The sequence below is a fragment of the Paenibacillus sp. FSL M7-0896 genome, from assembly GCF_037975415.1.
Lineage (GTDB): Bacteria > Bacillota > Bacilli > Paenibacillales > Paenibacillaceae > Paenibacillus_AQ > Paenibacillus_AQ silagei.
This window is the reverse complement of sequence record NZ_CP150250.1, coordinates 169,130-193,510: the sequence shown is the minus strand read 5'-3', so window position 1 is coordinate 193,510 and position 24,381 is coordinate 169,130. Positions and strand designations below refer to the sequence as shown.

The window sequence follows — 24,381 nt, the reverse complement described above, 5'->3', positions numbered from 1 at the left end:
TACTATGACCTTCTATGGGAAACATTAATAGCTAAGAAGGGGGACTGACGAACTATGGGTAACGGATTAGATCAAGGGTACGGGGTATTAAAATGCAAATTATCCAATGAGGATACCATATATAAGCTAGGTGTCAAAAATAATCATGTCCAGGTACTGGTTGAGGTTGAAGGTGATATTAATAAAAAGTACAGGGTGGCTATCAATATCAGATCAAGCGCAAAAGCGGAACATTTACCGGAGGACACTGCAAATCAGGTGCTTTATTATGTGGGCGAAGATTTCAAAGCGGAAGAAACGGCCCGTTGGCTCACGCTTGAATCCGGCTTCACGAAGATCACCGGACATAACCGGAGCCTTGCCCTTGATTATATCAGGGGAAACCTGGTGATTCCCAGTAAGATGGTAGCTCTGCCTAATACGAACCGGAATGAACCCGAAAACAGCGATCCCCGCAACAATCTTTATGACAAAATCACCTCTTATCTCAAGGAGGCACAGGAACAGGATGCAACCCTGTACGTATTCGGCGAGCCTTGGGGACCCGAAGAGGATAAGCCCGATAAGTACTTCGGCTTCTCCCCTGGGCAGGGCGTTCATAATATTCATATGAACCAAGGCAATGCGGGCGGGTACGCCAGTGAAAATGGCACATGGCAAGACGGCGGCGTCCTTATTCATTTCGAGAATGAACACAGATGGGTGGCTATCTTCCTGGCCTTCCAGTCCCAATCCTGGTGTACCAACGACCAGGGAGATGCCACCAAGCCGGTTAGTGAATGTAATCATACCAATGTTTTGTCATGAGCCAACACCATCGCATTAACCGCTGATACGATATCCTTGGCATCCAACTGTTCATCCAGCCTCAAATGAAGTTGTAAGGTAGAGACGGGTGATTGGTTAGCAGAAACGATGAGCTCGACCTCATGAGATGAAAGCACCTTTGCTTGTAGGATTTGCAGCCAGGGGATAAGATCCGGTAACGCTTTATCCTCCGAAGGACCAATTTCCATGCCATCCACCCCAATAGGTGAACGCCCGTCGAAATACTCAATCCTTAGCACAGGATAAGAGGGGAGACTGTTCCTTTTCGAGGTCCTAGCCGCTTCCAGCTGATGGCGGGAGGTTTGTTTACGACCGATAATTATTTTCCACAAAACGATACACAGGGAGGGGATGAAGAAGCAGAGCACCGCCAACCAACCACTGAAGGTCTTGACATAGACGGCAAAAAAGAGGGCTGCGGATAGAATCGCAAGCAACCAGATGTAGAGCTCCTGCCTCCAATTGGACTGGCGCTTCCCGGATACTGGAGGAATGGACTGTGCTGGCTGAATATCGGTAGCTTGCTCCGGTTGAGCTGCCGTTCGTTCCCTCCTAGGCAAATGCTCCCCATTCAGCATATAAAAGTTATCGGCTGCTCCCTGCCAGACCTTCTCATGCGAGGGATGCGGCGACTGCCAGAGGGTAACGTATTCTTGAATGTCTTTTAGATACAGGGCAGGATCGCCCGTGAATGAGAAATATTGCGAAAGCTCCAGATGAATAACAGCAGCAGAATAACGCTTTACATGGGTCGATAAGGTTTCCAGCCACTCATGTACAGGAGTGGAAAGCGCTGGGAAATGGGCCAGCGTGCCGGGTAAACTCAGGCGCAATTGCTCTGCAGCATCCGCCCATGGAATCTGCCATTGGAAGGCCTCTGAAAAATGTTCCCACTCAGGCAAATCCTCCACATCCGGTTGGTCCATATGGGGTTGAATCTTGCTCCAAGCTTGCATAAGCTGCCTGCTATAGTGCTGGAACTGGTCTTGGCTGACCAGACAAAACCATATTGGAGCGAGAAAATTATTCGTTTCGAAAGCTGTATTCTCATAATCAATCAAATCTGTATCGGCACTGGTAACACTCAGGAATGTCCGGTTTCCCATATAAGATCCTTGCCTCCTTGCCTCCTAGCATCCAACCATAAGCTCCCCACTTTACTTAACTAAAGGTTAGAAGAATGGTAGATGTTGATGCTTGCATAGAAAAAAGGCGCAGTTCCAAAAAACCGGAAACCCGCGCCACTATCGACTTTGTAAGAATGCTGGTGAAGGGAATTGAACCCCCGGCCTACGCATTACGAGTGCGTTGCTCTACCCCTGAGCTACACCAGCGAACAGGCTTTGCTGTCCTGCCAAACACAAAATATTATAACTCTTCCAGCGGAAAACGCAAGCCCTTTTTCCGCTGGTTGCTGTGTCATCAGCCCTGCATCAGCCCCAGCCCGCGGAAATAATCCAGTGCGAGCTTAGCGCTTGCAAGGGAGGATACCTCATATGCCTCTTGCTCCACAATATAATAGAGAATTCCGCTCTGCTCCGCGATCTCGAAGACGCTCCGGAAATCGACCTCTCCCTTTCCGAGATCGGTCTCCTCATTGTCTGCTCCGAAGTCCTTAATGTGAACCAGCGGAACACGGCCGGCGTACCGTGACACATAATCAACGGGCCGGGCTCCCCCCCTGTATACCCATCCCAGATCAAACTCAGCCAGCATATGCTCGGCAGGAATCTGCTCCAGCCAGATATCGATGACCGCCTTGCCGTCAACCTCTTTGAATTCATAATCATGGTTGTGGTAGCCGTACTGCATCCCCGCCGCCCGGACCATCGCGGAAGCCTTCTCCAGGAATGGAATGATTCTCGTTACATCCTCTATGGAAGGGTTCGGCGGAAGCGGTGCCGACGGGGTGATCATATATTGCAGTCCGAGCTCTACACCGTATTCAATCTCTTTGGCTAATGCCTGTTCCATCTTATCCAGACTGCTGAAGTCCAGGCCTACATGCGCCGAAGGGGCCGCCAGGCCAAGTTCATCCAGCTTACGGCGCAGTTCCCCTGCAGATACACCGAAATAACCGGCGAATTCCACTGCCTGGTACCCCATCTCTGCCACCTTGGCCAGTGTGCCGAGGAAATCGCGTTCCGTCTGGTCACGCAGTGTATACATTTGAATTCCGATCTGCTGTGCTGCTTCTGTCATTAAGAATCCGCTCCTTATCGGTTGATTCTGATTGGATACTATTGTGGTTACTCTCCCTGTAGCTTGCGCTCCACAGATTCCAGCTTGCTGCGGCTGGTCGAGGTCTTGTCGCGCCGGTCATCGATCTTGAGTGAGGTTGAGACTCTCTGTGCCCCGGCGGTAAACGGCGACTCATGCAGCGCTTCTACCGCAGCCAGAATCCGCGCTACCGGTCCCTCAATAATTGTACCCATAGAAGTTAGCTCATAGGTAATGCCCTCCACCGTCTGCAGCACACGCTGCATCTCGGCCACATAGCTGCTGAGACTGGTGCTGCCTGTCCCGATCGGAATAACGGTCACTTCGCCAATTGCCATTGTGATCTCCCTCCTAATTATCTGGTGTGCCTGAGCCTCTTATTTATCCTCTTATTGTAACGCTTCGCCAGGCTTGCTACAAATCACCTGCACCCTCTCTATTCTATTAATATCCGTCAAAATGATTACCAGGATTAGACGCACTCTATTTATGGATTCTTTGTGGCGTATTTTCGGAGATTTTATGAAAAATTCACGGCAGATTCATAGGAAAGTTGTGGATTACCTGTGGACTAACTGTGGATCAGCTGTGAGTAAAAGCGCCGAACCCGCTCCCCGTGCGGGATTGCAAAAAAACATTTACAAACACAATATATTGCGGTAGCTTTAATAGATAACAACAAAATATAGTAGAAACGGGTGTTTCACCCCTTGTAATAGAGGTGCGACTTAATAGGGAAGCGCGGTGCAAAACCGCTGCGGTCCCGCCACTGTAACCGGATGCTCCCAGGGTGCGATGCCCAGGGCCGCATTCTCCGGCTAAATGCCACTAAGGGGCGGAATAAGCCCCCCGGGAAGGCGCCGGAGGAGTTGCCGGAAGCCAGGAGACCTGCCTGTTTCGGTGGCACCGCTTAGACTCCTGCGAGGAATAGGGGAGGTGTCCGTATGCGGCCTGCAATAGCAGAGTTAGCCTTCCGTCAATCGGGCCAGAGGCTGCCGATACCTGAGGACGATCGTGGATTATCTTCAGGTATCGGCTCTGCGGAATATACAAGAACGGGCGTAAGCTATTTACCCAGTGTCTGCTCGTATATTCCACCCAGACCACAGGCAAACTTCCGCTTCCCGGATCTTTGCATCATGCATTCGGGCATTTCCGGCCTTCCCGGCCGGAGGTGCTTTTTTAACGCTTACAATACCCGAGAGGAGAGAGTTATATAATGACGCTGCTGGAGAAACGTTATAACGAAGGACAAGCTGCACAGGAGGATCTTTTGGAAGAGGTCATTCATCTGGGACGGGATATTATCGACAGCCGGGATCTGGATCTGCTGCGCGAGAACGCCAACCTGAACGGGGAGAGCTTCTCCGGCAAAATGAGCAAATTCGGCAGTGAATACTCCAAATGGTATGCCCGCAACTTCACCATGCCGCCGCAGCTGGTACAGGCTACCCTGGATAATGTCGTCTATGTGCATGACCTGGATCAATACGCCATCGGAACCACCAACTGCATCTTCATCCCGTTCGAACGGCTTCTCCGTGAAGGCTTCAACACCGGCAACGGCAGCGTACGGCCTCCCAACTCGATTATGACGGCGATGTCGCTGGTGGCGATTATTTTCCAGTCGCAGCAGAATGCGCAGTACGGCGGTGTGTCCGCGAATAAGCTGGATTATGATCTGGCTCCTTATGTGACCAAGTCCTTCTCCAAGCTCTTCCGCAAAGGTCTGGAGTATTTCGAGGAGAATGCAGAGGTTTCAGAACTTGGGGAGATTACGATGAGCCGCAGCGATCTGGCTGAGCAGTATCCGCGCGCCTTCCGTTTTGCCCTGAAGGAGACGCAGAGCGAGACCCTGCAGGCCGCAGAGAGTATGGTACATAACCTGAATACGATGTCCAGCCGCTCCGGCGGCCAGATTCCTTTTACCAGCATCAACTACGGGACCTGCACCTCCCCGGAGGGCCAGCTTGTGATCAGCTCGCTGCTGACGGCTACGATGAACGGACTGGGCAGCGGGGAGACGCCGGTGTTCCCGATTCAGATCTTCAAATGCAAGCAAGGCATTAACCAGCAACCGGGTGACCCTAACTATGAGCTGTTCCTGAAGGCAGCGGAGTGCTCGGCGCGCAGATTGTATCCGAACTTCGCCAACCTGGACGCTCCGCTGAACATGCAATATTATGATCCGGCTGACCCGGATACCGAGTTCGCTACGATGGGCTGCCGGACCCGTGTGCTCGGCGACCGCTTCGGACGCAACCATTGCTCCGGCAAAGGCAACTTGTCCTTCAATACGCTCAACCTGGTGCGTCTTGGACTGACCCACGGCACGATAACCGGCCGCCGCCTGGCTGCTGATGAAGAAGGGTTCTTCGACGACCTGAATCACTATATGGATATTGCACTGGACGGTCTGCTGCACCGCTTCCGTATCCAGGCTTCCCAGAAGGCCAAAGCCTCCGATTTCATGATGCGTGAAGGCGTCTGGGAGGGCGGCGAGCAGCTTGCACCTGATGACAGCGTAGGCGAACTGCTGAAGCACGGCAGCCTGTCGCTGGGCTTCATCGGGATGGCAGAGTGCATGAAGGCTATGTACGGCAAGCACCACGGCGAAGATATGGAGATTCACGCCAAGGCTGTAGCCATTGTCCGCCACATGCGTGAATATTGCGACCGCAAGAGCGAGGAGCTTAACCTCAACATCACCTTGTTCGCAACACCGGCCGAAGGTCTCTCCGGCAAGTTCACCAAGATCGACCGCAAGGTGCTCGGTTCTATCCCTGGGGTAACCGACCGTGAATACTATACGAACTCGTTCCACATCCCGGTCTACCATGAACTGAGCGCAGCCAAGAAGATCAGCCTGGAAGCCCCGTTCCATGAATATTGCAACGCCGGAGCGATCTCCTATGTCGAGCTGAACGGCAATGCCCGGAGCAACCCTGCAGCCTTCGTCAAAATCATCAAATACGCGCTGGAGCAGGATATCAGCTACTTCAGCATTAACCATCCGATTGACCGCTGCTCCGGCTGCGGCTATGAAGGGGTCATCGGCACGAATTGCCCGACCTGCAATGCCCATGAGGATACCACCCATATCCGCCGTCTGCGCCGGGTTACCGGGTATCTGACCGGTGACTATCAGACCCGCTTCAATGCGGCCAAGCAAGCCGAAGTCCGGGACCGTGTTAAGCATCTATGAACATCTGCGGATATTACCCGGAGTCGATCAATGAAGGGGAAGGCCTGCGGGCCGTCCTCTTCATCAGCGGCTGCCGCCACCGCTGCCCGGGCTGCTTCAACCCGAAGACCTGGAACTTTAACTACGGGGAGGCCTTTACCCCGGAGCGCCGGCGGGAGATTATAGAGGAGATTGCAGGCAATCCGCTGCTGGACGGCTTGACGCTGGCGGGCGGGGACCCTTTTTTCTCGGCTGAGGAGGCTGCAGACTTCATACACGAGCTGCGCGCCGAGCTGCCGGGCTTCCCGGTCTGGATCTATACCGGCTATACGTACGAGGAGCTTACGGCTTCCCCGGGCTCTGCGGAATGGAAGCTGCTGGCCTTGTGCCAGGTCGTGATCGACGGACGGTTCGTCGAAGAGCTCAAAGACCTTACCCTCTCCTACCGGGGAAGCAGCAACCAGCGGATCATTGATATTCCGGCGAGTCTGGCGGGAGATAGGGTTGTTCTGTGGGAGCCGGAGCTGAGCTTTCAAGGGGTATAAAATTCATATCAAGTAGAGACGGTACCGTCCTTATAAAGGACGGTACCGTTTCAGCGAGAAAGATAAGGATAATTATAGCGCGAAGCATATAAATTACTCGCGCGAGCACAATGTATGTTGTTTTCCACATACATTTGGTTCATATGCCTGCATGCGAACACAATGTATGCTGTTTTCCACATAGCATTTGGTTCATATGCCTGCATGCGAGCACAATGTATGCTGTTTTCCACATACATTTGTTTCATATGCCTGCATGAGAGCACAATGTATGCTGTTTTCCACATACATTTGGTTCATATGCTATTGTACCAGCATATTCCTATTCGGTTTTAAGCATACCTTTAGTCACATTCAGTATCAAAGTCACTCTACGGATCACCCAAAGAACTCTTAATCACAAATTTACACACACCTTTTCCACAACAGCAGGAATTATAGTTTCCTATATAACCAAAAAGGCACTGCACGCCCACATCCGGGTAGTGCAGTGCCTTTCGATTATACCGGGCAGCTCGAACCGGCAGCTTCACGTTATTTTGCGGCTCCTGTCTGCCCTGCCTTGCGCCCCATCTTATGCTCCGTCTCCTCCGCCAGCTCTTCCAGCACACTGTTCAGGCGTAAACGCAGCTCTTCAGCCAGCTCAACTACGCCCTGGTCGTTACGAACCGCCTGGGAGTCTACGGCGTAGACGCCGCCAAGAATGTAGCGGGCGCCAAGCACGGACAGTACCGGCTTCAGTGCATAGTCGATCGCCAGCAGATGTGCAAGACTTCCGCCCATGAAGAGCGGCAGGACGATTTTGCCGGCCAGCCCTTTTTGCGGCACCAGATCCAGGAAGGTCTTCAGTACTCCCGTGTAAGAAGCCTTATATACCGGACTGACTACGATTACCGCATCAGCTTCCGCTACGAGCCCATTCGCCTTGACAATGGCTTCGCTCTCGAATTTGGTATGGATCAGATCCTCTGCAGGCAGCTCCGCCACATTGATCCGCTCCACTTCATACCCGCGCTCCCGCAGGGCATTCTCTGCATACTCAATCACGGCATTGATCCGTGAGACCAGCGAGGGTGTTCCGTTAATTACGACTATTTTGGCCATTTCCGCACCTCTTCCGTCCGCATAATAGGATAAACCGGGCTGCTTCGCCGGGCATCAATACTTTAAATTAGTAATAATCCTAGCAGAGTACAAGGAATATTGTCAAACCCCTCTTATGCTTGCAAACCGCTGCCGCTCTGGTTATAATAAACGGCAAACCTATATCCCGACCAGGCCAACGACCGGCATCCAACCGCGAGGCGTCTGCGACCGGAGCAGCTTCCTGTTCCCTAAGTTTACCGGGTTTCGCCCGTTACCGCGAAGACCAAAGAGGGCCTGATTCCGCGCTGCTTAGCTGCTATACGTGAATGAGGTCAACCTGGGTGGCACCGCGAGCTGACGCTCCTCGTCCCATGGATGAGGGCGTTTTTTGCGTTTTTTTACCCACACTTAAGGAGCGGATGCAGATGTTGGATATGAATTGGATCAGGGAGAATGAGGACATTGTACGGAAGACGGCCGAGTGGAAAAGACTGGAGTTCCCGCTGGCGGAGCTCCTGAAATGGGATGACCGGCGGCGGGAGGTACGCCGGGCCACCGAGCAGCGGCGCGCGGAGCGCAACGCGCTGACGAAGGAGGTCGAGCGCCTGCTGCGCGGGGGCGACGTTTCGGGTGGCGAGCTGGCCAAGGAGCAGGTGCGGGTGATCAACGGCCAGCTGACTCTGCTGGAGGCGGAGCTGGCGGAAGCGGAGCAGCGCTGCGGCGAGCTGCTGCTGGAAGCGCCGAATCCCGTGTCGGCGGATACGCCGATCGGGCCGGATGACAGCGCGAATGTGGAGCTGCGGCGGCATGGCGCGCCGCCGGTCTTCGGCTTCCGCGCGCGGGACCATGTCGAGCTCGGAGAGCTGCACGACATCATCGACCTTCCGCGCGGTGTCAAAGCCGGAGGGCCTCGCAGCTATGTGCTGAAGGGGGCCGGGCTGCTGCTGCACCTCGCCGTGCAGCGGCTGGCGCTCGATGTGTTGATGCAGCGCGGCTTCACCGCGATGGATGTGCCCGTGATCGTCCGGCCGGAAGCGCTGGAGCGGACCGGCTTCTTCCCCGGCGGCCGGGACCAGACCTACGAGCTGACAGGCGAGAAGCGCTGGCTGGCCGGGACCTCGGAGGTGTCGCTGGTCTCGCTGTACAGCGATGAGATTCTGGAGCTGGATCAGCCGCTGCGGCTGGCCGGGATGTCGGCCTGCTTCCGCCGTGAGGTGGGTTCGGCCGGCCGCGATGTGCGCGGGCTGTACCGGGTCCACCAGTTCTCGAAGATCGAGCAGGTGGTCATGTGCAAGAACAATCCGGCAGAATCGGAGCAGATGCTCCAGGAGATTCTCGGCAATGCCGAGCATATTCTTCAGCTGCTGGAGCTGCCTTACCGGGTAGTCGCCGTCTGTAGCGGAGACATGGCGATGAAGACCCATAAGCAGTATGACATCGAGACCTGGATGCCGGGCAGAGAAGCTTACGGGGAGACCCACTCGGCTTCCAATCTGCTCGACTTCCAGGCCCGCCGCTCGGGCATCCGCTACCGTGATGAAGACGGGCGGCTGCAATACTGCCATACCTTGAACAACACAGCGGTCGCCACGCCGCGCATTCTGATTCCGCTGCTGGAGAACCACCAGCAGGAGGACGGATCGATCTATATCCCGCAGGCGCTGCGGCCTTATATGGGCGGGGCGGAGCGGATTGAACCGGGAGTGAATCACGGCTGATATCCGGCTCTACAACGACGACTATAATTGATTTTCTATTAATAATCGATAATAGCCATTCCCCATATATTGGGGAATGGCTATTTATATAGATTTTATACTAAACATTACTACTATTTTTATGCATTTCTAATAAACTTCTCTATTATTCTTTTGAATTGGTCTCAATTTAATATATATTTATATGAAGCGACCCTTTATTTAACAATTAAATGGTAGAATAATGGGGAATGCCAATCATAGTTTTGAGAGGAGTGGGTTTAGGATCATGGTTATTTCTCACAGGATGCGAAGATGGCTGTCTGCAGCGTTATCCGTGCTAATGCTGCTTGGACTAGTAACACCTGCTGGACAAAATGCTCAGGCAACAGCGGATAACAGTAACATTGTAATCTCACAAGTCTACGGTGGCGGCGGCAACGGCGGCGCTAAATACAAAAATGACTTCATTGAATTATACAATCCTACGGATACAGCAGTGAGTCTTGAGGGATGGAAGGTGCGTTATGCCAGTGCCAATGGTGACCTAAGTAACACATCCGACATCTCAGTATTAACAGGAACCATTGCCGCGAAGGGATACTTTCTGATCCAGCAATCGGCTGGTACCGGAGGTACGGTTGAATTGCCAGCCCCTGATTATACAGGAACATTAAAGCTTGGAGCTGCCAATGGCAAAATTGACCTTGTAGATGCCTCCAATGCAGGTGTTGATATGGTTGGCTTCGGAAATGCCACTACTTATGAAGGCAGCGGACCTACAGGAGCGCTAAGCAGTACGCTTGCTGCAGTGCGCAAAAACTCAGATATCGGCCCTGCCGGTAACCGCGGCCTGGATACCGATAACAACACCAACGATTTCACCGTCCAGCCCCCTGATCCCCGCAATAGCCATTATGGTCTCAGTCAGACTGTAGCGCCGGTTATTGCCACTCCGTCTGCCAATGCCTGGCCCGCAGGCACTGAAATCTCCCTTAATACGTCAACCGTTGGCGCATCCGTGTACGCCGCAGTCTACATAGACGGCGCCGAAGCGGCATTCAAACCATACAGCGGACCCATACTGCTGAATGCACCCATAACCATCAAAACCTATGCTGCCGTATCGGATTCAGTGTACAGTACGGTAACGAGTTATGATTACACCCTGCTTCAACAACAGGGTATCGCCTCTGTCCGCCCGGCACCTAAGGGTCAGAACGTATGGACGGAAGGAACGGTTACACACATCGACGGCGCAAAAATGTACATTCAGGATGCCACTGCAGGCCTTGTGTTGTACGGGTACCCTGACTTCGCCAAAGCAGGAGATATTGTTAATATTCAAGGTGTTATGGATATCTACAGTAACCTCCAGGAACTTAAACCGTCCGCCGGGCTTAACTACAGTGTAGTGACTCCGGATGCCGGTGTTCCTGCTCCCCAGTTAATCACCGCCGCAGAACTGACAACAGCAAATGGTGAAGCTTATGAGGCTAAACTTGTCACACTTGAGAATGTGACGATCAAAAGTAAAGACGGTAAGAATGTCACCGCCATTCAAGCAGAGCAGCCGTTCAGAATTTACTCTGACCTGCCTCAACTGACCGCAGAAAAGCATTTTGATAGAATCACCGGTGTTATTGAACAGTTTAATGATGTCTATCAATTCATTCCGCTGAATGCCGAGAGTCTGGTAGAAGAGCTCTTCTCTGTGACCGCCAGCCCCGGCGCTGGACGAATCATTAGCGGAGGCTCTGTAACACTATCCAGTCCTACAAAAGGAGCAGCTGTCTATTATACGCTCGACGGCTCAGAACCTACCGTGTCCAGTACGTTGTATACCGTTCCGGTTACGATTACTAAGGATACTGTAATTAAAGCTATCGCTTCCATTCCGGGCCAGACCAGCAAAGTATTCACGTTCAGTTATACCGCTTCAGCGCCTCCGCGCATCCATGATATTCAAGGGGAATCCCATTCCTCTGAATATGCCGGCCAGACCGTTACGGATGTCGAGGGGATTGTAACCCAGTATGGATATACATTTGCGAACGGCAATTATAAAGGCTTTTTCATACAGGACCCTAAGCCGGATAGCAATGACAATACCTCTGAAGGCATATTCGTATACAGCACGAATGCCAGCCTGAAGCCCGATATTGGAGATCATGTGACTGTATCGGGTATGGTGTCGGAGTACAATGAGGGCAGCAGCAAGAATCTGACTTCCACCCAAATTACACTCAGTACAATCAAGACAGTTGCCAAAAACGTAAAACTTCCAGAGCCTGTAGTTCTGGGCAAAGGCGGGCGGATCATCCCGTCCTCAGTCATCGACGATGATAAACTAACCGAATTCCAGCCCGATGAGGATGCTATGGACTTTTATGAATCGCTTGAGGGGATGCTCGTTACACTTCCGACTCCTACGATTCTCAGTCCGTATTGGACAAGCGGCGGCGGTACCTCCACCGTATATAACATTCCTACGAGAGTGGACAATACGATGGACGATGTGATTACAACGGCAGGGGGAATTGTTCTAAAAGACACAAAGAACCTTAACCCGCAACGGCTGCTGATCGCCTATGGCAATCCCGGCCAAGAGGTTGGTACCGGTGATACATTCAACGGTGATGTGACCGGAGTAATCGGCTACAACAATGGAAATTTCAAGGTTATTCCGGCGAATGGAAGTCTGCCCGGCATTACGCAAGGAAGCTTCACACAGGAGACCTCTACGATTGCTGTAGCTGAGGACAAGCTGCTGGTGGCTTCGTATAATATCGAGAACTATTACCCTGGCGTAGGAGCCGCGAAGATTCAGAAGCTGGCTCAGTCCATCGCTGTAAATCTCCAGAAGCCGGATATTATCAGCGTCGTTGAAATGCAGGACAGCAGCGGCGAGGTGGACAACGGTATCGTGGAAGCCAATGCCGCCGAGCTGATCGAAGCGATTCAGACCGCCGGAGGCCCGGCATACCAGTATATTGATATTGCTCCATCGGATAAAGCAGACGGCGGTGCTCCCGGCGGTAACATCCGGGTTGGATTCCTCTACAATCCGGCAAGAGTCAAGCTGTCTGACAGCATCAGCGGACAGAAGGGTTCCGCTCTGCAAGCGGTCAGCTACAATGCGGCTGCGGACCAGTTAAGCTACAATCCGGGAAGAATTGACCCGGCGAACGGTGCCTTTAACCAATCCCGCAAGCCGCTAGCGGCACAATTCGAGTTCAAAGGCAAGAAGGTTATTGTAATTGCCAATCACTTCAATTCCAAGTCGGGGGACAACGGCCCGTTTGAGAACGTTCAGCCACCGGTTTTGTCAAGTGAGACACAGCGTCACAAGATTGCCGCCGTCGTGAACGGCTTCGTCAAGGATGTGCTCGCAGCCAACCCGTCGGCGAATATTATTGCCATGGGCGACTTGAATGATTTCCAATTCACGAAGACCGCAGACATTCTCAAAAGCAATGAGCTGGACAATCTGATTGACAAGCTGCCGCTTAATGAACAGTACACTTATACGTATGACGGAAACTCACAGGTACTGGATCATATTTTGGCGAGTAAAAATATTGCGAAATCCGCAGAAATGGACGTTGTCCATCTTAATGCAGACTTCCCTGCATCGCGTGGACGGGCATCCGACCATGATCCGGTAGTCGCTCAGTTCGACCTATCCAATTTCGCTCTGCGTGTGCTGCACACGAATGACACGCATGGACATCTGGAGACCATTGCCAAGCGTGCTACGGCGATCAAGCAGGAACGCAATCCCTATACTCTACTGTTAGATGCAGGAGATGTGTTCTCAGGGACACTCTATTCCACTACATTTAAAGGCATGGCGGATGTTGATTTCATGAACGACCTCGGCTATGACGCGATGACCTTCGGCAACCATGAATTTGATCAGAATAAGGATCATCCTGAATACCTGAGAAATTTCGTGGAGGCGGCGAAATTCCCGTTCGCGAGCGCAAACATTGACTTTACCTCTAAGAACAGTGAGCTTGCAGACCGGTACCACAACGATATCGTTACCATCGGCGAAGGTGACACCGCGTATAACGGGAACATCTATCCGGCTGTAATCAAAGACGTCTACGGGGAGAAGGTCGGTGTCTTCGGCCTGACTACTGAGGATACGGTCGGATTATCTTCACCGGGTGATAAGATCAGCTTCAAGGACCATATAGAGAGCGCGAAGAACACTGTAGCGATGCTCGAAGCTAAAGGGGTTAATAAGATTATCGCGGTAACCCATCTGGGGTATACCGTAGACAAGAATCTCGCTGCAGCTGTCGACGGCATTGACATCATTGTCGGCGGTCATTCTCATACCAAGATCGACAACCCTCCTGAGCCGGTTACCAACGTTGGTACAGGTAAGCCTGTGCTGGTGGTCCAGACAGGAGAATACGGCCAAAATCTGGGTGAGCTGAATGTTGTCTTTGACAAGAACGGTGAAATTGTATCGTACAACGGAAAGCTGCTGGATGTAGCCAAATACGCTGAAGATCCGGCGGCCAAAGCCAAGCTCGCTTCAACATACGATTCCAAGCTCGAAGCGGTCCGCAGCCAGGTCGTAGGCCGCTCCGAAGTTGACCTCTACACCAACCGCGACATTGACGGGAAATCCGTCCGCGTGGTGCGCAAGGAAGAGACACCGATCGGCAACATGATTGCAGACAGCATCGCGGAAAAGGTCACCGAGCTGATGCCTAACTTCGTGTCCAAGGATGAGCTGGGTACGATCAAAGGCGTCGTAGCCATTCAGAATGGCGGAGGCATCCGTGCGGCGATTGACAAGGGCGAGATCACTATGGGAGAAGTGTTGACCACTCTTCCGTTCAATAACAGCCTGGTCGCCCTGAAGGTTACCGGCGCAGAGATCATCTCTTCTCTGGAGAACGCAGTCAGCGGCCTCGAAACCGACCAGGGACGTTTCGCCCATGTCTCGGGGATGAAATACACGTATGATTCGACTAAAAAACCAGAGATTGTGAGTTCATTGACCGGTCAGGTGACCCAGACCGGGGAACGCATCATCTCCGTTGAGATCAAGCAGACGGACGGATCTTACCAGCCGATTGATCCGGCAGGCTATTATATTCTGTCCACGAACTCCTTCATGGCTGGCGGTGGGGACTTCTACCGCGCACTGGCTTCAGCCAAGGCGGATGGACGTTATTATGAGTTGGGTCTTCCCGACTTCGAAGTTCTGCTGGCTTTTCTGAAGAAGCATAATCCGGTAACTTCAAGCGTTGAAGGACGGATCACCGATCTGAAGGGTGCCGTTCCAAACCCAAGTCCGACAGTAACACCGGCACCAACCACGAATCCGGGCGGATCTAATCCAGGAGGCTCCGGGGGAGTGACTCCTACGGCAACGCCATCAGTAACCTCTGCTCCAAGCGCGTCAGCACCACAGGTTACCACGCTTACAGCAGCAGAGCTTACAGCGAAGCTGGCCGCACTGCCAGCCGGTTCTAGTGAGCTGATCATCCCGCTTACAGCGTCGGCAGGAGGAGCACAGGTTGTCCTGCCAGGCAGTGTGCTGGTTCAGCAGGCGGCTGCCCGCCCTGATACCGTGCTTACCTTCACCTCATCAGGCGGAGCCTCCTACTCCCTGCCGCTGAGCGTTGTGAACGGATCAGCACTGGCTGCAAGACTTGGCACCGGGGAGTTCACGATCACTGTCTCGCTGCTTCAGGCCGGACCTGCTGCACTTGACGGTCTGAACAAGGCCATTGCCGCACAGGGCAATGCGGTCACACTAGCCGGCCCCGTCATTGAATTCAGTGTCACTGCCCAGGCAGGCACCACCAGCGTACCGCTGAACAGCTTCGGCAGTACCTATGTGAAGCGGACAGTCACGGCCACAGGTGCACTTGATGCCAAGGGTGCGACCGGTGTCGCCTTTGACCCGGCCACGGGCAAGCTGTCCTTCGTGCCTTCGGTCTTCGCTAGTCCGGCAGACGGACATACGGAAGTAACGATCAAGCGCAACAGCAACAGCTACTACACTGTCGTTAAATCGTCCAAGACCTTCGGTGACACTGCCGGCCATTGGGCACAGGGCTCCATTGAGCTGCTGGCCTCCAAGCTGGTGATTAACGGCACCAGCAATACCGCCTTCTCACCTGCGCAGTCTATTACACGGGCAGAGTTCGCAGCCTTGATCACCCGCTCGCTGGGGCTTGCACCGGCAGCAACAGGAACATCCTTCAGTGATGTCCGTGCTGGCGCATGGTACACGGATGCTGTACAGACAGCAGCAGCCGCGGGTCTGATTACCGGTTATACCGATGGCAGCTTCAAGCCGGGCAGTCCGATTACCCGGCAGGAGATGGCAGCCGTCCTGTCCAAAGCTATGAAATACACCGGCAAGACCCTGACGGCCGATTCGGCTGTACTGGCTAAATTCCGCGATGCCTCAAGCATCCCGGCCTGGTCCAGAGCAGCGGTAGCAGAAATCGCCGCCGCAGGCATCATCCAGGGTACCCCTGATGGTGCGTTCGCTCCGGCTAAGCTGGCTACCCGTGCGGAAGCGGCTACGATGCTGGAGAAGACCTTGAAGTCCCTGCAATTCATTAACTAACGCACGCACGCTACAGCGTTATACGAGGTTTAAATCAGTAAAGGCGGTTCCCAAGGCGCATGATGCGCTGCGGGAACCGCCTTTTTTTGAATAATAAGATTTGCCAAACCAGAAAAGTTCGTTTATGATAAAACAAATATAAGTTCTATGTTTATAGAACAATTATCTCTACTACACCAGAAAGCAGGAATTCCTTATGGATTATAAAGTAACTGTGGACTTCGCGCCTGTCTATGAATGCATTACCAGCCTGAACGCCTTTATCGGCAAGCAAAATCATACGGCTATGGATGCCGGGACCTCCTGGGTCCGCCAGGTCCAGACGCAGTTTGCCCCTGTCATGCTCCAGCGCATGAAGGAAGTGCTGAAGCTCACCGATAATTTCAGTCTCTCCCCCTACATCTGGAGCTGTCCCGGAGAGCGTACGCCGGAGGAATTCCTGCATTGGTTCGAAGAATTGTCTCCGGGGGAGCTCTACGACATTGCCGGGCGGTTCGGGCAGAGTGTGCCTGCGAATCTTGCCGGGCTGCGGGATGCTGCGGCTGAAGTGATCCGGGTGTGGAATGACAGCTATTTCAGCAGCATTGATCCGGCCATTATGGAAGGGCTGCGGCAGGAGGCCGAAGCACGGGCAGCGATGCTGGACGGCACGAATGATATGGCCATCTACGAGGCAGCTACTGAAGGGATGCGGCTCTATCCGTCTAAGACGCTGAAGCAGGTTATTATCACTCCGCAGTATCATGCCCGTCCGCTGGTCATCTCCTCTCAATATGATGAGTTTGTGTTCACCAGCTACTCTTGTGATGCGCTTCCCCCCGGAGAAGGACGGCCCGCTGCCGCGCTGCTGCGGCTTACCCGGGCGTTATCGGATGAGACCCGGTTGTTCATTCTCCGGCAGCTTACCGGCAGCCAGATGAATTTCACGGAGATTGTGAAGGCGGTCCAGCTGTCCAAAAGCACGATTCACTACCACCTGATCGCGCTGCGCGCAGCAGGTCTGGTCATCGTTCACACCAGCGGCAAAAGTGTCTCCTACAGCCTGCGGCTGGAGGCTCTGGACGATCTGCCTGGGCAAATTGAGGATTACCTGAAGGGGTGAGAAAGTTGCAGAAACGGAGCTATTACGGATTGTTATCCACGGTTTCACTCAGCGCCTTCGGCGACGCCTTTGGGCTGCTGGCCATGGAGTGGCTGGTCTATGACCTGACTGGCTCCAAGGTAGCGATGGGGGCGCTTGCGCTCAGCTCCATGATTCCCGAGCAAGTGCTGCGCCTGCTCGGCTCGCCGCTATCCGACCGGCTGCCCCGCGTGCGGTTCATGGCCTGCCTTGCCGTGCTGCGGCTGCTGGCGCTCCTGCTTCCGCTCGGCATGGGCCTCGCCGGCCATCTCCAGCTCTGGCAGCTGTTCGCGGCCGCCAGCCTGAGCGGCGCCTGCTCCGCGCTGTTCCTGCCGACGGCCATGGCCGTCATCCCGGAAATCGCCGGAACCGGCAAGCTGATGCGTGCCTTCGCCATCATTGACGGGTGCAAGGGCGCTGCCGTGCTGCTCGGTCCAGCGCTTGCCGGTATCCTGACCGCGGCCAGCGGCGCCTTGCCAGCGCTCGGGGTCAACGCCGTCTGCTATATGGCTGCGATTGCCATGCTGCTGTGGCTGCCCCGGATGGGCAAGCCCGCCGGGCCGCCTGCTGCTGCCGTTTCCGTGTCCGGCTATCTGCGGGAGGTAGCCGAAGGCTTCTCGTTCTATCGGCGGTTCCCGGCCATGCTGACGATCATGATGATGGCTGCCGTCAGCAATCTTAGCTCCACAGCCATATGGACGATGATGGTCCCTTATGTCCGCGAGGTGCTGCACCGCAATGCGGCGGCTGTAGGTACGCTGTCTACAGCTTCTGCGCTTGGGTATCTCACCGGACTCGGGGTCATCTCCATCATGGGCGAGATTAAGCAGCGGCGCGTTGTCATGCTGGGCAGCCTGGGCTTGTCAGGTATCGTCACCATGCTGTGGGGCTTCATCCCCAGCTATGCCTTCGCCTTGTTCGCCGTATTCGCCGCCGGACTGATGGGGCCGTTCTTCAGTTCCCTAAGCTCCTCCCTGCACGGGCGGCTCGTACCCGGTCAGCTTCAGGGCCGGGTGAATTCGGTCCGCTTCCTGATTGGCGGGAGCCTGTCGCCGATTGGCGCCTTGGCAGCCGGTACGGTCGCCGAGCTGTACGGAGTTCCTGTGCTTTTGATTGCCGCAGGCCTTCTTCCGGTGCTGTACGCCGGAGTGGCCCTGCGCCTGCCCGGCCTGAAAGCGCTGGACGGCGACCTGTCTGTGCTGGAGCAGCGGGACCGCCAGCGCCAGGAGGCTGTGCTGACGGGCAATGCATCTATGTAGATGGACCTTAAGGAGCTGACAGTGTTGCATTTCGTGCAGGATGTCCGCGCAGGTCGTTCCTATCGAGCCGCAGTGTTGCATTTCGTGCAGCATTTCCGCACACGCCACTCCCAACGAGCCCCAGTGTTGCATATTATGCAGGATTTTTCCTAATTTGTTACTGGCTGTGGCGCATTGTTGCAACTTTTGCAGGAATTTAGGCGATTCGGGGCGAGTGAGAGCTGGATTGTTGCATTTCGTGCAGGATCTCTGCGTAGATCGCCCCTTTCAAGCTCCAGTGTTGCACTTTATGCAAGATTTTCCTTAATTTGTTACTAGTTATGGCACATTGTTGCAGCTTTTGCAGGATTTCGGGCGATTCGGGACTAGTGGGAGCTAGATTGTTGCATTTCGTGCAGGACTTCTGCCCAGGCTGCTCCAATCGAGCCCCAGTGTTGCACAATGTGCAAAATTCCCGCGCACGCCTTACGCCGCCCCACGCCAAACAGGCGATGCCACATGCGCATCGCCTGTTTATCGTAACTCTACCTGCTGTGCTGCTATCCAGTAACTGCTACTCAGGACTCCAGCCCGCCCTCACTGGTCACATAATGACTGGTGTCCCCGTGCAGCACAATCTCCGGCACGCCGTCAGTAATATCAATTCTGCATAGGCAGGTAGGGTGAATGTAGGGCAGATCCCATAGCTTGTCCATGGCCCGGTCTTCAAAATAAGCCATCAACACCTTCACTACTACCGTATGGGTGGCAATAAGGATCGTGCCGCCTTCGTGCAGGTCTATGAGCTCACGCAGCTTGCCGAGCGCACGCTCCTGCACTGCTGCGAAGGTCTCGCCGCCCTGGATGCTGAACAGCGCCGGGTCCCCCCAGAATAGCTGGTGCTGCTCCGGGTACTGCTCCTCCAGTTCACCGGCCTCCCGGCCTTCCCAGACGCCAAGGTTAATCTCTTTGAACTCATCATAAGCGGTAAGCGGGATCTCCCGCCCGCCCCGGATAATCTCTGCCGTCCGCAGCGCCCGGGGGCTGGAGCTGGCATAGACCGCGTCCAGATGGACATCCTTCATAGCCTGGCCCAGCCACTCCGCCTGCTGGACGCCCAGCGGCGTAAGCGGCGAATCCTGATGACCCTGCATCCGCTTCTGCACATTCCATTCCGTCTGCCCGTGTCTTGTAATATACACCGTTGTAGTCATGAATTCCGATTCCCCTTTACCCAATTATGTATCGATGATTGGACCATTCCGGCCGCTATGACACCAGCATGTGCCAATCGTCTCATTCAGGGTCTACCTGCGGCGGCGCTCCAGCCACCTCACCCCATAATCGACAATCTCCCGCTGCGGGACCAGCTGCGCCGCAGATGCTGCAATGAAGCCCTTGGCAATCCGCCCGGTCTCCTTGTCAAAGTCCGCGCCAAGCTGAGCGAAATCATCCGAATTCCAGTTGTAATCACTGAACTCCACCCATTGCCGGACGCCATCCACCAGCATCGGAGCACCTGCGATAACCTCCTGCTTCCCTGCATAATCGGCCCGGTGCTCCGCGAGATGCAGCGAGGTATTGTTCCCATGGTCCACGCCAAGCAGCAGCACGCTTCCCCCCAGCTCATAGATCCGGGCCAGCGGCGACCGCTCTCCGAAGGCATATTCCAGGCCATGGCTGTCAATAATGACATCCCGGTGCTTCCCCCAGGCGGCAAAAGAATCAATCGGATGGCTGCTGCGCCGCACACCCCGCTGCTTGCGGAAGCAGTCCGGGATAATCCCCATACCGCGAATAGGCGTCAGGTTCGGGTCGTACGCCGGCATATGCTCCCGGATCTCCGGCCACCAGGCCTCCGGCACCGGCGGTCTGCTCCAGCCTGACGGATCGGTCAGATCCGAGGATTGCGTCGGCATCACCAGCGTTCCTTCCTCGCCCAGCACCTGCTCCAGCGCGAGGATCACGGCAACAGGTCCGCCTGCCACCCACTGCCCGAGTGACTTCAAGGAGGAGTGCAGCAGCAGCGTCATCCCCTCCTGCACACCCAGCTGCCGGAAATCGGCGGCAAGTCTGTCTGCCGTAATCAGTGTTCCTTGGATCTCTTCCATACCAATACCTCCAGACCTTCCATCTATCCTATCATAGATCACAAGTGGAAACGACTTTGCCGTCCTTTTAAGGACGGTATCGTTTCAGCGAGAAATAGAGGGATAATTCCTCATGTGAAACATATGAATTCTTATATTTGAACCTCAAGTCTTGCCACCCGGCCCTTAACTCCCGCTCATTATCGTTCCAGCATCTGCCCTAGCCCTAAGACTCCTTATCCTCAGCCTGGCCGGGATAACGCCCCATCAGCAGCTTCGCCCGGTACTCTCCGGGGGAGATGCCCTCCAGCTCCTTGAATACCCGTGCGAACTGCTTGCTGTTCTCGAAGCCGACGGACTCAGAGACGGAGGCCAGCTTGACCCGGTTATCGGCCAGCAGCTCCTTGGCGTGACGGATGCGGACTTTTTTGAGATACAGCACGAAGCTCTCCCCGGTATAGGCCTTGAATGCCTCACTGAAATAAGAATAGTTCAGGGACACGTAATTACTGACCATCGCCATGTTCAGCGGACGCGCATAATTCGCTTCGATATACGCCAGCGCTTCCTCCATATCGGCATGCTCGGTATGGGCGGATTTGATGCCTATAATATAATCGTTAACGCTCAGGAGCAAATGCTCCAGCGCACGGTAATAGTCGTGGAAATGGCGGAAGTTATGCAGGTTGCCCACTTGGCGGTAGAGCTTCAGCACCTCCACCGAAGCTTCGCCATGTGTACGGAACACCTCATCCAGTACGCGTTCATTCATACTCCGCCCGACATGCTCCAGGTAGCTCAGATCCAGTCTCAGCAGATGCTCCGTCTGAAAAATAACCCCAAGCAACGCCTTGATCTCCTTCTCCCGCCCGGTTCCGAGCATATTGAGCAGCTTCCGCAGCTCCTCCTCCGGGAGCGGGAAGCTCAGCCGTCCGGCCTGAATATCCGCATAGTCCACGAAGCTGGCCTGCGGCGACAGGAAGGTGTACTGCAGCGCCCGGCAAGCCTCCAGATAACAGGCGCGGAACTGCCCGGCACTGCGGCTCTCGCTGCTGATTCCGAGCAGCAGCCGTGTAAGCTCCTTGGATTCGGCCTTCCTTGTCAGCTCCAGGAAGCTCTCCCCCTCTCCGACAAGCACCAGCTTCCCATCCCCGTCCGTCAGGATCTCCTTGAATTTGTGCTCCAGCGGTCCGCTGAGCTGCTCCAGCAGCCCCTGCACCTCTCCGGGCTTCATCCGTGTACCGTCACTGTGATAATAGTTCAGCACCCCTACTGTAAAAGGCAGCGCAAGCCCCGCAAGCTCCTCCTGCTGTGCAGATGATACCTCGCTCTCCTGCTGCATCAGGAGGCTGCGCAGACGGGCCGCCCGCAGCTCGCGGCGGTAGCCCTCTGCTTCCTGCAGCTGCTTGTGGCTGCTGGATTCCCGCTCTTCCCCTTCCTTGGCTATCCGCTCCAGAATCTCGAACAGCTCCTCACGGCGGATCGGCTTCAGCAGATAATCCTTGACGCGGTAGCGGATCGCGCTTTTGGCATATTCGAAATCATCATGGCCGCTGAGTATAATGACAGCCGGAGCTTCATCCGCCGCTGCTTCCGCAGACAGCCGCGCCAGCAGTGTAATTCCGTCCATGATCGGCATCCGGATATCGGTGATAATCACATCCTGCCGCTCCTGTTTGTACAGCTCCAGTGCTTCCGCGCCGTTGCCCGCCATCGATATGCTGTAGACAGCCGGATATTCCCGTTCAATCATCGCCTTCAGGCCTAAACGGATCATTTTTTCATCATCCACAATCAGCAGATTAGTCATAGCTGTTATCCCCCGTCAATAGAACTTTGGGCAGTGACATGTACACGGCCGTCCATTTTCCCGCTTCGCTCTGTACCTCGAGCCCGTAGGCTTCACCGTAGAATAGCTGCAGCCGCTGATGCACATTGCGCAGTCCGACGCCGCCCGCCTTATATCCTCCGCTGCTGATCCCGGAAGCGTCCGCTCCAGGCTCCTCTTTCGCATAGATCGCCTCATGCAGCGCCAGCAGCCGCTCCGGCGTCAGTCCCAGACCATTGTCGCGCACGACAATTAGAATCTCCGTCCCAACCTCCGTCAGATTAATCCGCACCACGCGGTCCGTAAGCTCGACTCCGTCCGCGTTCCAGGCATGCTTCACACTGTTCTCGACAATCGGCTGCAGCGACATTTTAAGCACCTCCACTTCCAGATAAGCGCTGTCAATATCCAGCTCTAACCGGATGGTATGCTCGAACCTGATGTTCATAACCTCCACATAATTCTCAATATGGCGGATCTCGTCCCTCAGCTTGACGTATTCTCCGCTCCACTTGAAATTATAACGCATCATGCCGCCCAGCCGGGTCAATGCATCCGAGATGGTCCGCTGGTTCTCGATTTCGGCCAGCATCTTGATATTCTCCAGCGTATTATAGAGGAAGTGGGCATCGATCTGATTATGCAGGGTGCGCAGCTCCGCTTCCTTGGAGAGCGCCTGCTTATGGACCGCCTGGGCCACCAGCGTATTGATCGTATTCAGCAGCTTCGAGAAATGATGGGCCAGCTCCCCGACCTCACCGCCGCCGTTGACCCGGATGCTGCCGTAAGGCTCACCTCTGCGGACCTTCTTCATCGTCTCGGTCAGGCGGCGGAGATTCTTCAGAATGAAGGCATTCATCACATACGTAATGGCGGTAACCAGGAACAGGAAGCCGATATTGGCCCCGACAATCAGGTTACGGGTATGCGAAATATCCTTCATTAATCCCTTCATCGAGACCACCGTAACCAGCGAGGCGTCAATCTGCTCCAGCGGGGTCTGAATGAGCAAGAAGGAATTTCCGTTCTCCTGGTAATCCATCTCCCATTCCCCGGTCTTACGGTAATCGGCCAGCCGTACCTTTACGGCTTCAGCCAGTCCCTCATTCTCCTGCAAAAAGGAGTGATCTGTCCGGGAGAAGAGGTTCAGCTCCTCATCGGCGATCATCATCTGTGATTCATTGTCCTGCACAGTGGTGAACGCCTTCGGCGCGAACTTGCTCAGCAGCATATCGACCTGGACCATCCCGACATGGTGCCCGGCAGGAATACTGATCTCCTTCAGCAGCGAGACCTTGGCCGGACCCGCCTCCACTTCCCCCGAGTAGCGCTTCATAAGGTCGGGATCTTTCTTCTGAAAGGACCAATAATAGCCTCCTTCCAGCTGCAGCGCCTTCTGAAACCATGGCTCTCCGGATACCCGGTCCTCCCGGAAGATGACTGGCCACAGCTCGTGTACATTACTGCTGCCGGAGAACAGCCGAAGATGCTCGATATTCGGATTGTTGAATTGCATCTGACTCAAGCTCACATAAGTGGTCGTATTGAAATCGATCAGCTCTCCCAGCGGGGGATCGTCCTCGCTGACCAGATAGCTCTCCACCCCTTTATCCGAGGAAGCCATCTGGGCGACCCGTTCCATCGCTTCAATCTGGTTGAGCACATACAGCTTCTCCATCTGAAGCAGATAGCTGTTCTTCTCAATGGAATCACGCTTATACGTATTGTTGATCGCTCTGTACGAATAGAGGGACACCAGCAGGCTGGGTCCCAGAATAATGAAGATATATGCAGCAATCAGCCGGCTCTGCAGTGACCTCCGCCCCCACCAATAGCGGAAGGAATTCCATAATGCCCCTGTTCGTTCGCGCATGCTCACCTCTTGAAAATAGCCCAAAAGCCCGCAGTCTGCGGGCCAATGGGTCTTATATTTAA

Annotated in this window: 15 protein-coding genes, 1 tRNA gene and 1 riboswitch; of the genes, 7 read left to right on the top strand and 9 right to left on the bottom strand. The window is 54.5% G+C overall.

What is annotated here, in order from left to right; translation table 11 throughout:
- The first annotated feature begins 54 nt into the window (after positions 1 to 54).
- The gene (locus MKY12_RS00820) at positions 55 to 807 is read left to right on the top strand and encodes a YukJ family protein (RefSeq protein ID WP_339312530.1); all 753 of its coding nucleotides are present in this window, start codon (positions 55 to 57) and stop codon (positions 805 to 807) included.
- On the opposite strand, the gene MKY12_RS00815 is transcribed toward MKY12_RS00820, so the two are convergent.
- The 4 genes from MKY12_RS00815 to MKY12_RS00800 all read right to left on the bottom strand — a co-directional run bounded on the left by MKY12_RS00815 (position 786) and on the right by MKY12_RS00800 (position 3,386).
- Positions 786 to 1,934 carry a hypothetical protein gene (locus MKY12_RS00815; protein ID WP_339312529.1) on the bottom strand — a complete coding sequence of 383 codons (1,149 nt, stop codon included), beginning with the start codon at positions 1,932 to 1,934 and terminating at the stop codon, positions 786 to 788. The genes MKY12_RS00820 and MKY12_RS00815 overlap by 22 nt on opposite strands.
- A gap of 156 nt (positions 1,935 to 2,090) precedes the next feature.
- Positions 2,091 to 2,162, bottom strand: a tRNA-Thr gene (locus MKY12_RS00810).
- 88 nt (positions 2,163 to 2,250) lie between these two features.
- A complete protein-coding gene (locus MKY12_RS00805) occupies positions 2,251 to 3,030 on the bottom strand; it encodes a sugar phosphate isomerase/epimerase (protein WP_036732665.1) in 780 nt (259 codons plus the stop codon).
- A gap of 47 nt (positions 3,031 to 3,077) precedes the next feature.
- Positions 3,078 to 3,386 carry an MTH1187 family thiamine-binding protein gene (locus tag MKY12_RS00800; protein ID WP_036732667.1) on the bottom strand — a complete coding sequence of 103 codons (309 nt, stop codon included), beginning with the start codon at positions 3,384 to 3,386 and terminating at the stop codon, positions 3,078 to 3,080.
- Positions 3,387 to 3,727: 341 nt separating this feature from the next.
- Positions 3,728 to 3,959: riboswitch (cobalamin riboswitch) on the top strand.
- A gap of 308 nt (positions 3,960 to 4,267) precedes the next feature.
- Between MKY12_RS00800 and MKY12_RS00795 the strand changes: the two genes are divergently transcribed.
- Both MKY12_RS00795 and nrdG read left to right on the top strand, forming a co-directional pair.
- Positions 4,268 to 6,253 (top strand): anaerobic ribonucleoside triphosphate reductase, encoded by a 1,986-nt coding sequence (locus MKY12_RS00795; RefSeq protein ID WP_339312528.1) that lies wholly within the window; start codon positions 4,268 to 4,270, stop codon positions 6,251 to 6,253.
- Positions 6,250 to 6,777, top strand: a complete 528-nt coding sequence (gene nrdG, locus MKY12_RS00790) for an anaerobic ribonucleoside-triphosphate reductase activating protein (protein ID WP_339312527.1) — start codon at positions 6,250 to 6,252, stop codon at positions 6,775 to 6,777. The genes MKY12_RS00795 and nrdG overlap by 4 nt, the downstream gene beginning before the upstream one ends.
- Before the next feature lie 534 nt (positions 6,778 to 7,311).
- On the opposite strand, the gene ssuE is transcribed toward nrdG, so the two are convergent.
- Positions 7,312 to 7,881 (bottom strand): NADPH-dependent FMN reductase, encoded by a 570-nt coding sequence (gene ssuE / locus MKY12_RS00785; RefSeq protein ID WP_339312525.1) that lies wholly within the window; start codon positions 7,879 to 7,881, stop codon positions 7,312 to 7,314.
- A gap of 407 nt (positions 7,882 to 8,288) precedes the next feature.
- Between ssuE and serS the strand changes: the two genes are divergently transcribed.
- The 4 genes from serS (at position 8,289) to MKY12_RS00765 (ending at position 18,549) form a co-directional block, all read left to right on the top strand.
- Complete coding sequence (serS, locus tag MKY12_RS00780; RefSeq protein WP_339312523.1) at positions 8,289 to 9,581, top strand: serine--tRNA ligase; 1,293 nt, start codon at positions 8,289 to 8,291, stop codon at positions 9,579 to 9,581.
- Positions 9,582 to 9,867: 286 nt separating this feature from the next.
- Positions 9,868 to 16,170 (top strand): S-layer homology domain-containing protein, encoded by a 6,303-nt coding sequence (locus tag MKY12_RS00775; protein ID WP_339312522.1) that lies wholly within the window; start codon positions 9,868 to 9,870, stop codon positions 16,168 to 16,170.
- A gap of 196 nt (positions 16,171 to 16,366) precedes the next feature.
- Positions 16,367 to 17,272: a winged helix-turn-helix domain-containing protein gene (locus MKY12_RS00770; protein WP_339312520.1), complete on the top strand. Its 906-nt coding sequence runs from the start codon at positions 16,367 to 16,369 to the stop codon at positions 17,270 to 17,272.
- The gene (locus MKY12_RS00765; protein WP_339312519.1) at positions 17,269 to 18,549 is read left to right on the top strand and encodes an MFS transporter; all 1,281 of its coding nucleotides are present in this window, start codon (positions 17,269 to 17,271) and stop codon (positions 18,547 to 18,549) included. Before MKY12_RS00770 ends, MKY12_RS00765 begins: the two co-directional genes overlap by 4 nt.
- 557 nt (positions 18,550 to 19,106) lie before the next feature.
- Here the strand turns inward: MKY12_RS00765 and MKY12_RS00760 are convergent.
- The 4 genes from MKY12_RS00760 to MKY12_RS00745 form a co-directional block, all read right to left on the bottom strand.
- Complete coding sequence (locus tag MKY12_RS00760; protein ID WP_339312518.1) at positions 19,107 to 19,742, bottom strand: histidine phosphatase family protein; 636 nt, start codon at positions 19,740 to 19,742, stop codon at positions 19,107 to 19,109.
- Between the two features lie 93 nt (positions 19,743 to 19,835).
- Complete coding sequence (locus MKY12_RS00755) at positions 19,836 to 20,639, bottom strand: AAC(3) family N-acetyltransferase (RefSeq protein WP_339312517.1); 804 nt, start codon at positions 20,637 to 20,639, stop codon at positions 19,836 to 19,838.
- A 205-nt stretch (positions 20,640 to 20,844) separates the two neighbouring features.
- Positions 20,845 to 22,428 (bottom strand): response regulator, encoded by a 1,584-nt coding sequence (locus tag MKY12_RS00750; protein WP_339312515.1) that lies wholly within the window; start codon positions 22,426 to 22,428, stop codon positions 20,845 to 20,847.
- Entirely contained in the window at positions 22,421 to 24,319 is a 1,899-nt protein-coding gene (locus MKY12_RS00745; protein ID WP_339312514.1) for a histidine kinase, read from the bottom strand. The genes MKY12_RS00750 and MKY12_RS00745 overlap by 8 nt, the downstream gene beginning before the upstream one ends.
- Positions 24,320 to 24,381 lie beyond the last annotated feature (62 nt).